The sequence below is a fragment of the Emticicia sp. BO119 genome (assembly GCF_013912375.1).
In the GTDB taxonomy this organism is placed as follows: Bacteria; Bacteroidota; Bacteroidia; order Cytophagales; family Spirosomataceae; genus Emticicia.
In genome coordinates this window covers 398,472-415,207 of record NZ_JACETV010000003.1, presented here as the reverse complement: position 1 = coordinate 415,207, position 16,736 = coordinate 398,472, and the positions used below count along the sequence as shown (strand labels likewise).

At 38.9% G+C, this 16,736-nt stretch carries 14 protein-coding genes; 4 read left to right on the top strand and 10 right to left on the bottom strand.

Annotation, left to right across the window (positions count from 1 at the left end):
- Position 1: 1 nt before the first annotated feature.
- From H1R81_RS13200 to H1R81_RS13185, 4 genes are all read left to right on the top strand, one after another.
- The gene (locus H1R81_RS13200) at positions 2-310 is read left to right on the top strand and encodes a winged helix-turn-helix transcriptional regulator (RefSeq protein ID WP_409013555.1); all 309 of its coding nucleotides are present in this window, start codon (positions 2-4) and stop codon (positions 308-310) included.
- A 379-nt stretch (positions 311-689) separates the two neighbouring features.
- On the top strand, positions 690-1,208 hold the full coding sequence (locus tag H1R81_RS13195) for a hypothetical protein (RefSeq protein WP_181841195.1): 519 nt from the start codon (positions 690-692) through the stop codon (positions 1,206-1,208).
- A gap of 132 nt (positions 1,209-1,340) precedes the next feature.
- Positions 1,341-1,745, top strand: a complete 405-nt coding sequence (locus H1R81_RS13190; RefSeq protein WP_181841194.1) for a hypothetical protein — start codon at positions 1,341-1,343, stop codon at positions 1,743-1,745.
- 183 nt (positions 1,746-1,928) lie between these two features.
- Positions 1,929-2,213 (top strand): hypothetical protein, encoded by a 285-nt coding sequence (locus H1R81_RS13185; RefSeq protein WP_181841193.1) that lies wholly within the window; start codon positions 1,929-1,931, stop codon positions 2,211-2,213.
- Between the two features lie 129 nt (positions 2,214-2,342).
- Here the strand turns inward: H1R81_RS13185 and H1R81_RS13180 are convergent, their stop codons facing one another.
- From H1R81_RS13180 to H1R81_RS13135, 10 genes are all read right to left on the bottom strand, one after another.
- Positions 2,343-2,726, bottom strand: a complete 384-nt coding sequence (locus H1R81_RS13180) for a hypothetical protein (RefSeq protein ID WP_181841192.1) — start codon at positions 2,724-2,726, stop codon at positions 2,343-2,345.
- A complete protein-coding gene (locus tag H1R81_RS13175) occupies positions 2,719-3,243 on the bottom strand; it encodes a phage holin family protein (protein ID WP_181841191.1) in 525 nt (174 codons plus the stop codon). The genes H1R81_RS13180 and H1R81_RS13175 overlap by 8 nt, the downstream gene beginning before the upstream one ends.
- 59 nt (positions 3,244-3,302) lie before the next feature.
- Positions 3,303-3,830, bottom strand: coding sequence for an N-acetylmuramoyl-L-alanine amidase (locus tag H1R81_RS13170; protein ID WP_181841190.1), 528 nt, complete (start codon positions 3,828-3,830; stop codon positions 3,303-3,305).
- Between the two features lie 2 nt (positions 3,831-3,832).
- Entirely contained in the window at positions 3,833-4,099 is a 267-nt protein-coding gene (locus H1R81_RS13165; protein ID WP_181841189.1) for a hypothetical protein, read from the bottom strand.
- Positions 4,100-4,220: 121 nt separating this feature from the next.
- Positions 4,221-5,033 (bottom strand): hypothetical protein, encoded by an 813-nt coding sequence (locus H1R81_RS13160; RefSeq protein ID WP_181841188.1) that lies wholly within the window; start codon positions 5,031-5,033, stop codon positions 4,221-4,223.
- 426 nt (positions 5,034-5,459) lie between these two features.
- Positions 5,460-7,763 (bottom strand): hypothetical protein, encoded by a 2,304-nt coding sequence (locus H1R81_RS13155; RefSeq protein WP_181841187.1) that lies wholly within the window; start codon positions 7,761-7,763, stop codon positions 5,460-5,462.
- Between the two features lies 1 nt (position 7,764).
- Complete coding sequence (locus tag H1R81_RS13150; protein ID WP_181841186.1) at positions 7,765-8,052, bottom strand: hypothetical protein; 288 nt, start codon at positions 8,050-8,052, stop codon at positions 7,765-7,767.
- 37 nt (positions 8,053-8,089) lie between these two features.
- Entirely contained in the window at positions 8,090-13,126 is a 5,037-nt protein-coding gene (locus H1R81_RS13145) for a hypothetical protein (RefSeq protein ID WP_181841185.1), read from the bottom strand.
- 57 nt (positions 13,127-13,183) lie between these two features.
- The gene (locus tag H1R81_RS13140) at positions 13,184-14,182 is read right to left on the bottom strand and encodes a head decoration protein (protein ID WP_181841184.1); all 999 of its coding nucleotides are present in this window, start codon (positions 14,180-14,182) and stop codon (positions 13,184-13,186) included.
- A gap of 3 nt (positions 14,183-14,185) precedes the next feature.
- On the bottom strand, positions 14,186-16,732 hold the full coding sequence (locus H1R81_RS13135; protein ID WP_181841183.1) for a hypothetical protein: 2,547 nt from the start codon (positions 16,730-16,732) through the stop codon (positions 14,186-14,188).
- Between the last annotated feature and the right edge of the window lie 4 nt (positions 16,733-16,736).

The following is a 16,736-nucleotide window of genomic DNA, read 5'->3' as shown; positions in this document are numbered from 1 at the left end:
CATGCTTTCGATAAAAGATGCGCTTGAAGCACTGGAAGGCAAATGGAAATTACTGATATTATTTGCTTTATCAACTGGGCCAAAGCGGTTTAAGCAAATAGCCAAAGAAGTAAATGGCATAACTGATAAAACACTTTCAAGAGAACTAAAGAACCTCGAAACCAACGAACTCATCAAACGCACTGTGCATGATACTTTTCCGCCGACGGTTGAATACACCATTACCGAACACGGCTTATCTCTGGAAAAAGTACTGGAAGAACTCCACTACTGGGGCTTACTACACCGCAAGCAGGTGATGGGGAGGTAAAAATGAACCTTGATTTACCGGATTTGTGGATAACATGGAGATAAACCGAAACTTTATTCTAATTCAGAATGAATTAACTCTCAGGTATCAGTTTAGTCAGATAAATCAAAGTTCAAACAACGAACTTCAATAAATATACATTAATGCCCACCAGGAGTTTTTTAATCAGTTTAATGAGTCACCTATAGTTTCTTAGTGATTATAAATGTTTTTAGCTGTTTGTACTCAAAAGTCTGCTCTTCGGCACATTAGGTCTTATTAAACTCAGTCCATCATGATACCACAGGTACCTTAGAATAAAATTATTTAACAGAATAGTTATTATTTAAGTATCTTAAAACAAATAATAATAAATCACCAGATTTTAAACAACTACATCATGGAATCAAACCAACCAAATGTACATGCTGAACAAGCTATCGGAAAGATAAGATTCAAAGGCTATCTGAAAAGCTTTTATTCTGTAATTCTGATCTCAGGTCTTGGCTTTGGGTCATTAGCCATAACAAATGGAGGAAGCAAGCCTCTGGTCGGTATGGTAAACAGGATAGCCAATAAAGAGGCCTTTTCTACTATCCAGAAATCATCACTAAAAGAAGAAATATATGTTTTGACTAATTCATGTTCAGAAGAACTTAAATATACAATTAGTTTATCAAATGTCAGTACCTCTGTAAGTCTCAATTCACCCAAGCTACTTGTAGGTGCCGAAAAAGTTATATACACCACCACAAAAGCAGAAGATCCTAATAATATATTAGTCTCAAAAGACGCAAGGCGTTACTTCAACTTAAGTTTGAATAATTATTTTTCTGCTAACAGAGACCAGTTGAAGATAATAATTTTCTATAGTAATGGTTCGGTTAAAGCATTCGGGCAATTAAAAAGAAGAAATTAAGCACCAAAATATCCTTAAAAGATAATAAAATTAAATTGTGTGTATTTGTTTTTTGCAAAAAAAACTATTTATATTTATAGAAAATACCGTGGCATAATTTTTTACTATTTAATAATATGTAAATGATTCCACATGATGAAAACAGACAATATATCCAAAAAACCGTCAGATACGATTTTGTATTCTTATCTGATTTGCACCTGCTTTGCTACTTGTTCGTATTTTGCTTTTGAAGGTAAGTATTTTGAATGGAGTGTACAGGTTGCAGTTATCGCTTTTCTATTTATCTGTACTCTAACAGCCATCAGAACCTCTTCGATTGATAATTTTTATTTACCACCAGTAGAAATACCGGTCTCTAATAAACGATGGGAAAAATGTATCGCCTGGTGGAACAGTTTATCAGACGATGAATTGTTGATTAATATCCGCAAACTAAAAACCATGAATAAAAAAAATGCCGATACCTTACTGAAAGCTTTCGAACAATCAGAACTTTTTGAAAAGTGCTCGATTATTAAGCGGGAGATTAGTTGAAAGATTGGATTGCATAAGAATTATAAAACTTTGAAGCAGGCCAAGGTCTGCTTTTTTGGTTTAGTATCAGGTGAAGTAAAAACAGATTTTTTTTTATCTGATTAATGTTTTTAATTTGGCGGTTATCTATCAATTTCCATGAATTAAAGAGAGTCTGGGTATATTACTAAAATGAATCATATCATGCAAAACAAAGAAGCGATATTTGATGGTAAGACATTTGAAGAAATAATAATGGAAGGGGTTGCACTTAGGGATCAGGTAGTTGATTACCTGAAATCAAAAGGCATTGAGTATATACCTGAAAAATGGTTTACTGTAAAGCGTTACTGCGAGCATTTTGGCATTGCCGATCAACAGATTGTTGAAGATTGGATTCGTAACGGTATTGTTCCGCCTGAAAATAAAAGGGATGTTGAAGAACTAAATAGACTACAACTTATTAAGGTGATTCCATATAAAGATTAGGAAATGTTAGCATTCAATAAACTTCAATAATATCGTTAGATTCCTTTTTGTAGGAAAAAATTCAGAATTGAAGAAAAAATACCACCCCCAATGAAGGTGGTTTTTCCTGAAAACCCAAAAGTAAAAAAGCTATAAAAATTTTCTCTTTTTCCGCGCACGGTCTAAATCCTTTTCTAATTCAAGTATTTTCGCTTCTAACGTAGCTCTATCCTGATTAATGCTGATGACACTATCCCGCATTACCTTAATTACCGATTGGAAAGAGGCTGTCATACCCTTGGTGAGGGCATAAAGCTCGGTAGCATTGCGGGTGTCTATCAGGCTTTTGGCGAGCCATGTTTTGTGCAGTTGCAGAGAGTCGGTCAGTATTTTATTGGTTGCCTGTAATACCTTATTCTGCTGCTCAAACTGATTACTTTCCGCCAGTCTTCTGAAAGCGTGCTGCACCCAGATTGTCGCAGCCACTATACCTGCAATACCTGCTCCGGCAATAATGAGTTTCAGCTTATTCATCTTTTTTTTGATCAGTTAAGTTTCCAAAATCTTTTCCGCCATTGCCTACAAAACTTTCTACCTTACCTACCACAGAAGAAGGGGTGCGGATACCAAAGATATGAGTGATGTTATCCTTGACTGACAAAAACTCTATTCCGGCAAAGAACAGGATGGTAGTCATCATTGGTACGTTCAGATAATAGCTGTTAATAACAGTTTCACCATCTTTGATGTTCATCAGAAAAAGCATCATCGTGAAAGTCCAGAGAGCAATCAGGAAAATAATGTAACCCAGTACTTTCTTGACAAACTTCTCTTTAAGAACCTTATAATCATAATTTTTCTGTTTTCTGGCTACTCTGATACCCGTCCAGGTATCAATACCAATCATCACAAACAGAAAAATAAAAAGAATGCCATCTACCTGCCACGATTGCAGAATGAATTTCAGGAGTGTAGAAAGCAATGCCAGAAACGAAATCATGTAAGGATGATTCGTTATCTGGTCTTTGAGAGCTAAAAGTGTGTTTTTCATGGTGTGGATTTTGTGTTGTGTATTTGTAATACGATAGACTTTGCTACTGCAGGGAAATGTCATAAAGGATTTCCCAGTACCTCAGCCATTCTTTCTACCAGCAAATCAAAAAAGGTATCATATTGCAGCATATCATAGTTACTGCTGATGAAACAGATTTCGACTAACAGGTTTTTACCTTGAGGGCGCATAATCCCCAGACGCTTGTGCTGACTGTTACTTTCGGGCTTTACACCTCTGTTTTTAATGCCAAGGGTTGTAGCAATAGCAGCACTTAGCTTTCGGGCAAGGGTTTGTTCGATGGCATCGGCATTTTCAGGTATATATACTTCGCAACCAGTAGCTGAGGGGCTTCCGGCATTGAAATGCAAATCACAGATAATGTTCTCTGGTGCTGAGTATTTCCTGATTTCGGCAATGGTGTGGCTTAAATCCCAGTCGTCAGAATCGTTCCATACAGCTATACCTTTTGAGAGTAACATAGTAGTAATTGCATTTCGGAGCCGTATGGTTTCATGGGCTTCTTTGCGGCTATTATAAGTAGCACCTGCATCTTTTTTGTGGTGTCCCGCAGTCAGAAAGAGCATAGTTATCCTTGTTTAAGTGGAATATTTAAACCCTGATTCTCTAACTGGCGGTTGACTTGCCTGATTTCCTTGAGGATTTTTGTTAAATCGTTAAAGATTTCGACAAAGGTTTTTTCCTGTGCTGTTTCGGCAGTAAAACAAGCATTCTGGTATTGTAGGGTGGCATTATCGGCCATAACCTTATAGAGTTTTATGCTGAGTAGCAGGCAGCACATAAAAAGCAAGATTGAGACTGAGGCAAATGCCCAGATAAGAATGGTGTGATTCATGGTATTGTTGTGTGGATAAGTGGTTTATTATAGAGAGCAACAGGCCAAGGTTCAAAACCTTAAACGGTTCATTGCTCTGATCTTTTAATTAGCTTTTTAAAACAGTCAAGGACGAAACAGTTTATTGCTTCCCGTTAATATTAATCTTTACTGCCCTTTCATAAGAAGGCATTTCCCGTAAATCATCGATATGAATAGTATAAGAGCCTGTTTCACTTATACCTAAATCACTTCTGTAAAGCCTTCTTTCTTGTCCGTTATTACTCCACGGATGGTGGATCCAGAAATCAACTTCCATATTACCTGTGCTTATGACTTTAACGGTGTAGTTTCTGTTCATAGGTAGATAAATATTACAATCTTCGTTCAGATACCCTAAGTATTGCTTGTCTGGATGGTTATTTCCGTACTTTCCACCCAATCGGCCTTCTATGGTCGCTTCTTTCTGAATAACCTTTACCCATACTTTTCCTCCGGCATCAGTAATTTCATAGTCAACCTTACTGCGCCGTTCGCCAATTCCTTCACCAAGACTGATACTATGCGTTGCCAGTTGGATATTCAATCGGTTATCGTCCTTTAGCTTCAGGCTCGTATCGGCCAGAAAAATGTCTGAAACCCCTTCATACCCATCAATATTCAGCCTTACCATATTTCCGGGTGCAGGTGTTGGCGTTGGTGCTGGTTCAGGCTCCGGATTACCTTCGGGAGTTGGCTGTGGCAATGGAACAAAATCGAAAATGTTAGGCAATATTTGCTGGGTACGGGCAAAGCCGACTAATTCTATTCCACTATTGGCTTCGATGATTCTGCCTATGGTAGCCTCATCAATAAAAACTTTTACACTATTAATTTTATAATAAGTGTCTATTGAATCACCTCTTTGAAATACCAAGAAGGCATTGGTGGCATCTTTTGGGATAAGTTCCGGCATTGGCTTATTTTTTAAGTGAATAATACATATTTAATACAGAAACTTGTTCGGATCAGCAGACTGTCCATACCTTAGTAGAATGAGGCAGGCTGAATGGCGTTGGTATCTGGTAAGCTTAAGATGGTATTATAATCTACGCCGCCATGTGCATTTGTTTAGAGATATCCCCTCAATTTACAGTAGGTGTCACATCAATCATATTCCTATTATAATAACCACAGCATTTGCATAAACTAATATAGCCAAGTATCTTACTGATTTAATTGATACTTCGGTACAATGTAGGTCTTGTTCTGGTATTCCACAACGATTTTTTATTTTAAGGTACCTAAATTATTTTGTGTTCACCACCATATTTAATGGTTTTAGCGAATTAATTTTTGATGGTTTAAAAACAGATAACCAAAACAATGAAAGATGAATGATTTATGGCCATCTGTTATTATTAATTTTTATTACCCGTTGATTGATATTGGCTTGTGTAAGCTGACTTGTATAAACTCTGATGGTTTCTGATGTACCAGTTGCCGTTGTAGATTTATCCGGGTTATAGGCAATTCCACCCGGAGCATCTTTATCAGCATGATAGACGTCAAACCTGCAAGCTGCTTCGAAAACGGTTATGGTAATATCGTAATAACTTGTCACAAAATTACCCGAACCATCTTTTACAGGCAGCCAGAAACGACAATCTTCTGATAGGTTCGGATTATTCAGAAATCTGTATTCAGGATGATTATTCGAGTAATCTACACCATTTTCATTGGTGTTAACACCACGTGATTGTACCATTTTTAACCATTTAATACCTGCCTGATCTACAATCTCAATTATACTTCTTGTTTTAGTACCAGCAGGATAAGTAATACCAAAGGCAGTCAATAAAATCGGCACACGCGTAGCATTATAGGTTTGTTGCAAGGAGGTATAAGGTCTACCCTGTTCTTCGTCTTGCAATGACCTGAATCCGTAAACCGAATTTTTAATATCTGATTGTCTCAAATAATACATCTGATTATCCTTAACCTGGAAGGTAACCGGATAATCGGCATCACCTGCAAATGTGGTAGTGTTCGAAAAATTAAGAGTAATTCGGTTATCTCTTCTACCATTACCACCAATCCATTTACTAATTCCGCCATTGATGTTTCCACTATATAATAGTTCACTCAGGCTGATATTGGCTGCGCCATTGAGTATCCTGGCTCGCGCTCCTTCATTATCTTTCAGGAAATCTGGTTTGAGGGTTTTCAACAGCCTTTCAAGCATATCAAACCAAGTACCCTGATATGGACCGCCGATAAATAATAAATCTTTGGCGCCATTAATAATGGCATCTCTGCCAGATTGAAGCATATTTGATTCGACTGTATCTATTGGCAGTGGATTAGCGCTGTCTCCCCAGTAATCAATATGGTGCAATTCGGTCATTATCTTGTTGGGATAATTCTGGACATAATCTAAAGTCAGCGAAGTATTCTCAAACCGATTATCTGAGCCAAATGCGGTTTTTAGTCCATCACTTATTTCTCCCCATTTTAGTACATCGTAACTTCCTCTGAGTGGAACTAATTCATCATTGGGTGATACTCCACCAAACGACAAAACAAATTTTATATTTGTACCATAGGTATTATTGGCAGATACAACGCACTCTTTACAATCATAGGCAAAATCATACAGCATACTTTCTCTGAACAAATACCAGTCTATCCCTCTGCGCGAAGCAAAAATTGTATTCATGCCTGCCACGTCATATGTTCCTTCTGGCAAAGAAGTATTGGGTGGAGTTATCTGGCTTGTATTATCATAGGCTATTCCCCATGCATTGCTCAGAGCACTTAAGCTGGCATATTTATTAGGATTAGCAGAAGCAAACAGCCAATATTGAAATGCATTTATGGTAGCAGTTGAATAGCCTGTAATTGCCTTATGAGCAGATAGACCATTGTCGTAATTGAATCCATACTCTGCTTGTTCAGTAATTACCGGAATTACATAGTTTAGCTTACTACCTAATCTATTAGCATAATAGTTGACAAGTTTCTGAAAGAAATCCTTCATCATACTCCGACCCGAGCCAGGGTTTTTATCTGCTAACGAAGGGTGGGTATTATTGTAACCCAATCGAATAAAGTTCCCCCAATTATCTTTCTCATTATTCAACTCTCCCCAGAAATCATTCGATCTTACCCAATCCATGTAAAGCATTGGCAAAAGACTGATTTTTACATTCGGGTAAGTTGTTGCCACCCAGTCTACAGCTAAGTTTTGTTTTGCTTCGTACGAAGAGTTAAGATTCTGATCCTGTCTTTTCCCTGTTGAGTTATAGGAATCAAATACATCAGACCAAAGCACAGGAATAAGAATATTATTTACTCCTGCAAGTATCATTCTCGAAACTCCTGCCCTAAATTGCCCTAAATCCATAAAAGGATAAAGGTTCATATAGGAAATATACTTATCACTCTGCCATCTGTCTGCTATTAAAGTTCCATAGCCCGGAGGTATGCCTGTAATCGGATTAAGCGCATTGGCTTCTGATGAGAAAGTTCCGTTCAATGCATTAGCCCGAAAATCTATGATATCGCCACTTTTATTAGTAGGTAACCAATACCATTGTGTCGTAGCAGTTCCATTTAAATCGACAACTCTGCGTTTATATAGGGCACAGAACAATGTTCCGTTTTGATATACATAATTCTGAAATTCGGGCTTTGAAGTTGCCATTTTAAGCTTTAGTTTTCTTTTCTGTTTCGATAAATACCAATAACAATTGTGCTTTGGTGAGATTAGGAAGCGATTCATGTTTTTCAATGAAATCTTTTACTATACTTTGGTCAGACTGGTCTAAATCAATGGCCTCGCCACAATAAAGTTTGGTTGCCATTTCCCAGAATTTCAGTGCATTACCTTTGGTAGCAATAGCCAATTGATCGGCCAAAATTTTACCCATATTTGAGCCTTCGATTACATTTCCGTCTAAGCCGACGATTGGCTGATTAAAATCAAGTTTCATGTTGTTGGATTTGGCGGTTCGCCGCCACGGTTGTTAATTAATCTGAAATTATTGTTAGTTTTTTTATGCCTCCGGTGGTTGATGATACTAAAAACCTTGCGTAGTGCCCGTCAGGTAGGGAGTAAGCTCCACTAAAATCTATTTCTACAGGATACAGGTCTTTTGTAAATAATAGTCTATTAGAAGTGATATTCAGTTCACCTGCAGCATTAATATACATATTTGCATTGCTATAAATCTGAAGTGCTTTTTCAACTGGTGAGGTGAGCGGCATCTTCCTGAATCCAATGGATGAGGGATTCAGATTATTTCCTGCTGTATCCCATAAGATATATTTATCAATAGGCATTTCAACACTATTACTTACGAAACCACCATTCCAATTTCCGCCTCCACTACCATTAATCATATCAACAGTAGCAATACGTGAACGAACTCCATCCAAACGTTTGTGATAGAGATACCCATCTACGTCGAGTTGCAAACCAAATTCCTGAATAATATCCGATGAATCTGTTGAATAGCCATGTATCCCAAGAGCTATTCCGGCAATTGAATTAGTAAAAACAAAAGCGTCAGCATAAGTTTTAGCAGAATCGCTGAAGAGCTGAAATCCTCTTTCACCAGCAATATCCTCAAGCATTACAATATTATTTTTATCCTGAAGTTCACCAGTATTCAGGTATGCCCATTCGTTGGAGCTACCATTATATTTGATAAACTGGTGATCTGAACCAGTGTTTTCATTCAATTTGATTTTTCCAACTATATCAACATCAAAAAAGAACTTTGAAACGCCATTTTGAAGTGTCAAATGTGTAGAATTATATCTTTTTAGTGAGAGGTCAAAATTATCAATAGTGCCCATAGTGATTGCAAAACCCATTATATTTCCTCCTATTAGCAATCGGTTATTTAATTGTCCTTGCACTTTCTGAAAGGCCTGCAAAACAGTATCTGTAGCGGATAATGAAGTATTAGCACCAACCAAATAGCCCGTCAAAGCAGTAGCTAATACACGTGAGGTTGTGAAATATAAATTGCTTCCGCCTTCTGCAAGGGCGTTAGTAGTTGTTAAGCTGGAGGCAATTGAATAAGCACTATTCCATTGACTGATGCGGGTTGGAGATATGTCATATAAGGTCTTATAAGCATTCCAAACAGGATCAGTTTCTGCGCCAAAATCTAATGCATAAGTAATTGCTGTAGTCCCAAGGGTAATAGACGAACTATTGGTATTGATATACCGCTGATTAGCGTAAGAGCCTGCAGTAATAAGGTGATAAGCCCCTTTGATTTCGTTCTCAGAATCATTATTGGAACTTCTGCTCCATGTGCCTGCCGTCACAGTATATACTCCGTTCTGGCTTGAGCTTGTTTGCCCGGCTACTAATATTAAATCACCAGCTATTAAAGATACCCCATTAATGGTTTGTGTACCTGAAAGACTAATGTTTGTTAAAGCAATAGTTTTTACTGACTCACCCCGCTTAATGGAAGACAAACTATCTACATAAGCTTTATTGGTTAAGTGGCTTGCATCAGTTGGAGCAGCATCACATATTGCATAATTATTAAATTGTACCTCTTGGGTAAAGCGCGCATTTCCATTGACATCAAGTTTAAAGCCTCCTGTGTTAGTTCCTATCCAAAGATTCCCTGCCAAATAGTTGTTAGCAGTACCATCTATATAAATGTTCCATTTATTAAAACCAGCTGTAACTTGTGTGCGAATAGCAATGTTAGTATTGCCTCCCGTTAAATTTCCTACGTAAAAACCTATCTGATTATTTACAATTGAATTTGCTCCGAAAACCCCTTGTACAACCCCATAATGATAAATATCTGAGATTGTAAAAAATGCATTTTGAGTATTAGAACTAGAGCGGAAATAGTACACAGTGGAAACGTCCGATTGAATTTGCCCATCACTCCAAATACCAATAGAAGTTCCACTTCCAGAAATATTATTTGTCACTTTAAGGGAGACATTGCTAAGAGAAGTACTTCCAATCCCTAATCTTCCCCCTATATAATTATTTGCATTACTATTCATATATAGATTCCAAAGTCCTGCTCCTGCAGGGAGGTTTCCATAAAAACCATAGTTGTTAGTCCCACCTGTTAGAGCTGAACTGGCAAAAAAACCATACTGATTTCCTATAGTTCCTGATAAAGCTGCTTGTGAAGATACAAAATGATAAAGTGAAGAGGCGTTCGCTCCTGTTGCAACATTTGCCTGAGAGTAGTTCATAAATACATTTGATGCATTTGTTTGAACCGTTCCGGTATTAATAAAACTATAAGGAGAACTCGATGAAAGTGGTAAATCTAAAGCAAAGTTCTTATCTGCTAATGAAAGGGTACCTACCCCTATTTTACCTCCTAAGTAATTGTTAGCAGAACCATCCATATAGAGATTCCAGGCACCAGTTGCGTTTGTTACACCTCCCCTGAATGCATAATTATTGGTCGCACCTATTAATGATGGAACATAAAAACCATTCTGGTTGGTAATACTACCATTGATGCTTCCATATACAGCAGTATAATGAGAAAAGTTAGTCAGAGTCACATCTGCCGCAGCATTTGCTTGTGAGAAGTACTGATAAGCATTGAAAGTTACGCCAGATTGCACCTGTCCATTGCTGATCATGCCATAAGCAGTGGTACCTCCTGTAATGGGTAAAACCAGTTGAAGATTTCTGTCAACTAAAATATTTGACCCAATACCTAATCGCCCATTCAGAAAATTGCTTCCCGTACCTGACATATAAAGATTCCAATTACCATTTGGTAGGGTACCGTAAAATCCATAATTGTTGTTTGCCCCTGTCATAGTGCTTTCAACCAGAAAACCATATTGATTGGTTACTGAACTATTCGCTCCTATTGTTCCTTGTGCTACTGAATAGTGGGCTATAGTACCAACAGTAAAACTGGCCGCTTGGGTATTAGCTAAAGAGCGATAGTAATAGGCATTTCCTGTGTTGGAGCTTGTGATTTGTCCATAGCTATAAATACCGTAAGAAGTAGAACTACTAAATGATTTGGCGAGTGTCAACGTGCTACCGGTAATGAGTGTTCCACTGCCACCAATGCCTAAACTACCTGCTCCGTTGAATATCAGCATCTCTGTAGAGGAAGCATTTCTTAGTTTTAAAACGTAGTCACTTGTAGAAGTTCCGGCATCAACTAATAAACCGAAGCTCTGTCCAGCATTTGTATTATTGTTATCAAAATAAGCAATTGTATTACCATTTGATATGCTCCCGGAAATAATCAGGTTAGAGGTCAGTCGGGCATTGCCATTTACATCTAATCTGTAGATAGGCGAGTTTGTGCCTATACCAAGATTCCCATCCCCCCTTACCCGCATCACTTCTGTATTATTGACAAAAAACTTATGCCCAAAGAGACTATTGCTACTTGTGCCTGAGCGATAGGTTACATAGCCTTCTGAACTTGCCGGACCAAAACCAATACCATAAGCTGGAAGCTCTCCTGCAAGTGAACCCTCCCTGAGGTTAATACCTACTGTTTCGGCACCAGTACTCCAGAATGTTCCTAATGATAATCTGGTGCTTGGCGAAGTAGTTCCGATGCCTACCAAGCCCCCGTTATCGTATATACTGCTATTGCCTAATGTGCCACTTCCGCTGTATTTGGCTAAATAGTTAGTAGTGCCAGTTCCTGAAAGTTTTGTGTCAGCATAAGTTTTATTCACAAGATGACTTCCAGAAGTTGGAGCAGCGGACAGAACAGCATTAGCCTCAAAGGTTACATCCTGGCTGAAATGACCTGTTCCGTTTACGTCAAGCTTATAATTACCCGTATTAGTGCCAATCCAGACATTACCATTAAAATAATTGTTGGCACTTCCTGCCATATATACATTCCAACGACCACCCCCTGCTGCCAGTGCTCCATAAAACGAATAATTATTGGTAGCACCTGTTAGAGTAGAATCTGCATAAAAAGCAAATTGATTACTTACACTACTATTGTTTCCAAATGCCAGTTGTCTGGCTGAATAATGAATGATTGCCGGTATAGTATAGGCCGAACCTGATGCCACTGTGCTGGCAAAAGTATTATTATAGTAAGCCGTAACTGTAATATCTGACTGAACCACCCCATTGTTCAGGATACCATATCCTGAATCCTGCCCGTCACCGGTTATAATCTTGCTTATTTTTAATGAAGATGCTGTCAATGCCGAGCTTGCAATACCTACGCTTCCGTCTGAACCGAAATAAACAGAATTGCCTTCTATAGGTGAAGTAGTAGCTGTATCGGTAATAAGCGTACTGTGCGAACCAATAACAATGGCATCATTTGTACGCCAGTATTCGATTGTCCGTTTGAATTTATCTACAAAGTTGGCTGCATCATAGTATCCGAATTTTATGCGGGCTTTTCGGGTGGCATTGCCCGGATTGTCGTTAGTAGTATAAGCTACTAAATTCAGATCATAACTCCCTTGCGTAGCTGAATCTTTCCCGCCAATAGTTACATTTCCTCCAAAAACTGCAAGGCTATCCCATGAATTCCCACCATAGCCACTGATACGACCTACAGCCAGCTTCTTAACATCTGTAATGCCGTCAACTTTTAAAGTAAGACCAGCAACCGAATTTCTTACTAACTGGATATTTTGGTCGGTGCTGCTACCTATTACTCCTGTATTTGAGAGAGAGTTTCCCCCTAAAGCCCATTTGTTATCTAAATTAGTTTGTAAACCCGTTACTCCCGAAATCCCGATTACAGGAATATCCCCCGCTACCAAAGCCCGGAACGAAGCCACCCCATTGCCAGATGCCGGAGCAGCAAGCACTTGATTCTGTGTTCGGCTTGTTGTGATGGAAGGGTATTTAGTGTCTAAAAATGATAAATCGGCAGCCACAGTTACATCACCAGTGCCACTATCTGCTCCGGTATAGGCAGTCATGGCTACACCGTTAGTGGTGATTATTTTGGTAATGACCGCACTGCCCGAAACAGTGGTGTTCAGGTCAGCTCTGCTGACAGAACCATCCAAAACCTGAGTTCCTTTGAGGTTTGTTCTTGCCATGACTTAAGCCATTTGTGTGATTTAATAGATAAATGATTAGAATTGTGTGCAAACCTTTTATTTAAAATAGCAAACAACCAGTTTGTCGTCAGAGGCAGGGGCTGTCAGCATAGTGATTGTACCACCTGAAATAGTATAGTCATTTCCTGCACCTGGCTCTTGTAAAACACCGTTCAGAAAAACCTCCTCAGTGTTGGCTGAGGGTGTAAAGGCGAGAGTAAAAGTGGTGTTTGTGCCATTTTTTACACCTGCCGGAGTTTCGCGCGTAACCCGGTTGGCAGCAACAGTAATATAAGCATTTGATGTTCCGGCCGTTACTCTGCCATACACATCAACAGTAACACTATTGTATGTACCTGCTGATGCACCGGAAGTTGCCAGGTCTATGTTATCGGCATTGACCACAATACGTGAAGCACTGGCCGTGCCAATATCAATCGAATTGCCGCTTTTGGTAAGCCCTGTACCCGCAATGATTTGTCCAACACCGCTGAATTGCGTCCAGTTGATAGCAGTTGAGCCTATAGTAATGGCCCCATCTGTTGAGAGAATCCAGCCGGAATCTGCGTTGACTGTTCCTTCAGTTACGAATACAAATGAGCCGGCTTTTAGTTCTCCTGCCGAATCTGCATCTATGGCGCGTGTCCAGGCACCTGTAGCGCATAGGTAGATACCATTCTGGGTGGCAGTGGTCTGATTTTTAACCAGGACCCTGTCTCCGGCCACAACCGAAACGCCATCAATACTTTGCGCACCAGAAAGTGAAATGTTGGCTGTGGTGGCTACTCGTACACTCTCCTTACCAGATAACCCTGCCTGTGTATTTTGCAAATCAACCAAACGCACTGCATCATTGGCAGATGCCGGAACACCCAACCCAGTGATTTTGAAACCACCCATGTCCTGATTGGCCGTGAAAGGCACACTGCCGTCTCGCTGAATAAAGTTCGCCCCGTCAGCCAGTTTAGCTGTAGCAATTGCTGCGCCTGTTGCCACGTCGGCATCTACAATAGCCAGGTTTTCTATCTGCCGTTTTTTAATTTTTGAAGTTGCCATTTGTTATGTGGATTTTATATAATCTATGATTAATCTATCGTCTGCTTCCGGAGCCACTATCAATTCAATTGACTGGTTGCTCAGTTCCTGGTAATCGGCTGTTATGCCTTTAAATTGCCGGACACCATTGACATATACTCTGGTAGTATCTGTTATAAATGGCTCGGAGGTCTGAAAAACTGTGTTGAGCCCATTGCGCGTGCCAATCAACCCATAATCGGTTTTGAAATAGCTGGCATCTGGCGGAAAACTCTCCGGTACGTCGCTCAGGTCGTTCCATTGGTTGACTTCAATGTCGCGGTCGGGAAAGCTATAAGCCCGGTCTTCGGTGTTTTCACCAATTAAAAATTCGCCTAAAAAATTGTTTGTGTTTTTGAGCCCGAGCCGACCAATGACTTCAGTTAAGCTTTCCAGATTGCCTAATTGAAGTTTTTTAGCCAGCGAAGAACCTAATTTTAAAAGCCCTTTATTATTGGCTTCAGGACTATTACTATCCTCAGGAAAAGAATCAATTCCTCCGTCAGAATGGATTACAGGAAAGACGTCACCTCCACCTCTTGACGTAATTACTGCATCAAAATTTTCATTAGCATCTATTTTTGAAGCACTTGTGCCATCACTTACGTCTATCTCTTTATCATCGTTAAAGAAATCAAGTTTTTTGTATGAAAAAGGTATATCCTGCTTATATAACTCTGTCAAAACAAATTCGGTGCTATCACTTTGCAGATTGTATTCTAAAAACAGCGGAACAAAGCGTTTGTCATAACCCTGAAGTACTGGTGTTTCAAAGAAATCTATATAACCTTTTAAACTGCCTTCGAATATATCTCCAAATTTAGCTGTAACAGATAACTTATCAATTAAAACCGATTCAACCAGACTATAAGCAACATCCTCGGTTGTTCTTTTCCATGCTGTTGTTCTGGTATTTGTCTCATTAACATAAGTCCTACCTCTCAACTTGATTAATCTCAAATCAGGAATAACATCATCATGAAAATAGACAGAATAAGGGTCTTTCTTTTTTGAAGAAGATAATGCTGTATTGGCATATACGTACATCCTGCCTTTGTAGTTGTCATCATAATTTTGTGGTGTTCCGGTTATGACAAGGTTTCTGAATTTTACCTTTGTATTTACCGGTTCACCCGCTCTGTATCTGATACCCGGATAGAGTAATACTTCCATGGTATCTACATATAGGTCGGATTCATCTGCCTTAATAGTGGACCATTTGACATCAAAAGAAAAAGCCTTGTCTTCTGTACCTTTGCTTATAAATATTGATGATGTATGAGAATAAATACTACCTGAAGTGCTAACGTAATAGACTTTTGGTGAAATGCCGGATGCAGTAAGTCTGATACCGATTCTTATCTCGTCAATATCATCATCGCCGTAGACATCGGCTGTAAACCTGAACGATTTTAGAGTGCTTATATCGACAGGGTCTGAAATCAGGTACTTCATGGGCGTAAACGGCTCATAAGGTTCTTCCGAATCAGGGTCTGCAGGAGGATTTTTCTGAATAACCGTATTTTCTATCTGCACCCCGCCACCATCAATAAAAGAAACATTACCAACTGACCAATTACCTTCTTTTCTGAAGTTATCGGGTAAACCACTTGTGAACTTTAACAGGTACCCGTTCACCAAAAGATTACCGTTTAGACCCTTTTCAAATTTAGCGGTATACGATTGAACAGGGATATCCTTCCGGATAATCGCTTTTTTCTTAATCTTAATGCCACCTGTATGAATCGTCTTGTCGCTTTCATAGTTGACAGTGGCCATGTAGAACCCATAATTAGGCTCAGACCGTCTCCCTGTTACACTACCATCTAATAGTTCAATAACTGACACAATAATCCATTTGCCTTTGCTTTGAAATAATCTTAAGTTATGGTGTGCCAATAAACGCTCTATAATGGTATAGAAATCAAGCCAAGTACCGTCTTTATTCTGGAGCGCATGAATATCAAAAAACTGTTGGGATAAAGGGCAGTCCATGGCAGCTTTTAGCATGGCTGCATCATATTTATTGTAATAGATTTCTAAATACAATAAATAGCCCAATTGCTTTAAGCCTAAGCTGATAACCTCCTTAAACGATTGTTTATTGCTCGTTCTTTCAGGATATTGATTGAAAAACGTGACATTGGATAATTGCTTGATGGTATCCTTTGCCATTACATTAATCACAACCGCACTTATGTCTTCAAACTCCTGGCTGGAATAGAAAGGCACAAGCCAGCCAACGAACTCCAGTACAGTATTTTTATAGATTTTTACCTGATATTTTCTTTCATCATCAAACTGAAGATCTTCCAGTTGAAAATCGTTTTTAGCCTTTAAACTTATTTCTGCATAACGACTGATGATTGGGGCAAATCTGTCTTCTTCTCTATCATAACCTATACGAATACCATTACCCATGAGTAGAAGTTCAATCGAATCGCCTGAATAATCTTTTTCAAGTAATTCCACTTTCCACTCAACAGAGGATATACCTGTTGCCGCAGCATAATATTTTAGTTCGTAAGCCATGAAT

Bases quoted from the DNA above. Each gene is read 5' to 3' on its own strand.
- H1R81_RS13200 (WP_409013555.1), top strand. From the start codon at position 2: ATGCTTTCGATAAAAGATGCGCTTGAAGCACTGGAAGGCAAATGGAAA.
- H1R81_RS13195 (WP_181841195.1), top strand. From the start codon at position 690: ATGGAATCAAACCAACCAAATGTACATGCTGAACAAGCTATCGGAAAG.
- H1R81_RS13190 (WP_181841194.1), top strand. From the start codon at position 1,341: ATGATGAAAACAGACAATATATCCAAAAAACCGTCAGATACGATTTTG.
- H1R81_RS13185 (WP_181841193.1), top strand. From the start codon at position 1,929: ATGCAAAACAAAGAAGCGATATTTGATGGTAAGACATTTGAAGAAATA.
- H1R81_RS13180 (WP_181841192.1), bottom strand. From the start codon at position 2,726: ATGAATAAGCTGAAACTCATTATTGCCGGAGCAGGTATTGCAGGTATA.
- H1R81_RS13175 (WP_181841191.1), bottom strand. From the start codon at position 3,243: ATGAAAAACACACTTTTAGCTCTCAAAGACCAGATAACGAATCATCCT.
- H1R81_RS13170 (WP_181841190.1), bottom strand. From the start codon at position 3,830: ATGCTCTTTCTGACTGCGGGACACCACAAAAAAGATGCAGGTGCTACT.
- H1R81_RS13165 (WP_181841189.1), bottom strand. From the start codon at position 4,099: ATGAATCACACCATTCTTATCTGGGCATTTGCCTCAGTCTCAATCTTG.
- H1R81_RS13160 (WP_181841188.1), bottom strand. From the start codon at position 5,033: ATGCCGGAACTTATCCCAAAAGATGCCACCAATGCCTTCTTGGTATTT.
- H1R81_RS13155 (WP_181841187.1), bottom strand. From the start codon at position 7,763: ATGGCAACTTCAAAGCCCGAATTTCAGAATTATGTATATCAAAACGGA.
- H1R81_RS13150 (WP_181841186.1), bottom strand. From the start codon at position 8,052: ATGAAACTTGATTTTAATCAGCCAATCGTCGGCTTAGACGGAAATGTA.
- H1R81_RS13145 (WP_181841185.1), bottom strand. From the start codon at position 13,126: ATGGCAAGAACAAACCTCAAAGGAACTCAGGTTTTGGATGGTTCTGTC.
- H1R81_RS13140 (WP_181841184.1), bottom strand. From the start codon at position 14,182: ATGGCAACTTCAAAAATTAAAAAACGGCAGATAGAAAACCTGGCTATT.
- H1R81_RS13135 (WP_181841183.1), bottom strand. From the start codon at position 16,732: ATGGCTTACGAACTAAAATATTATGCTGCGGCAACAGGTATATCCTCT.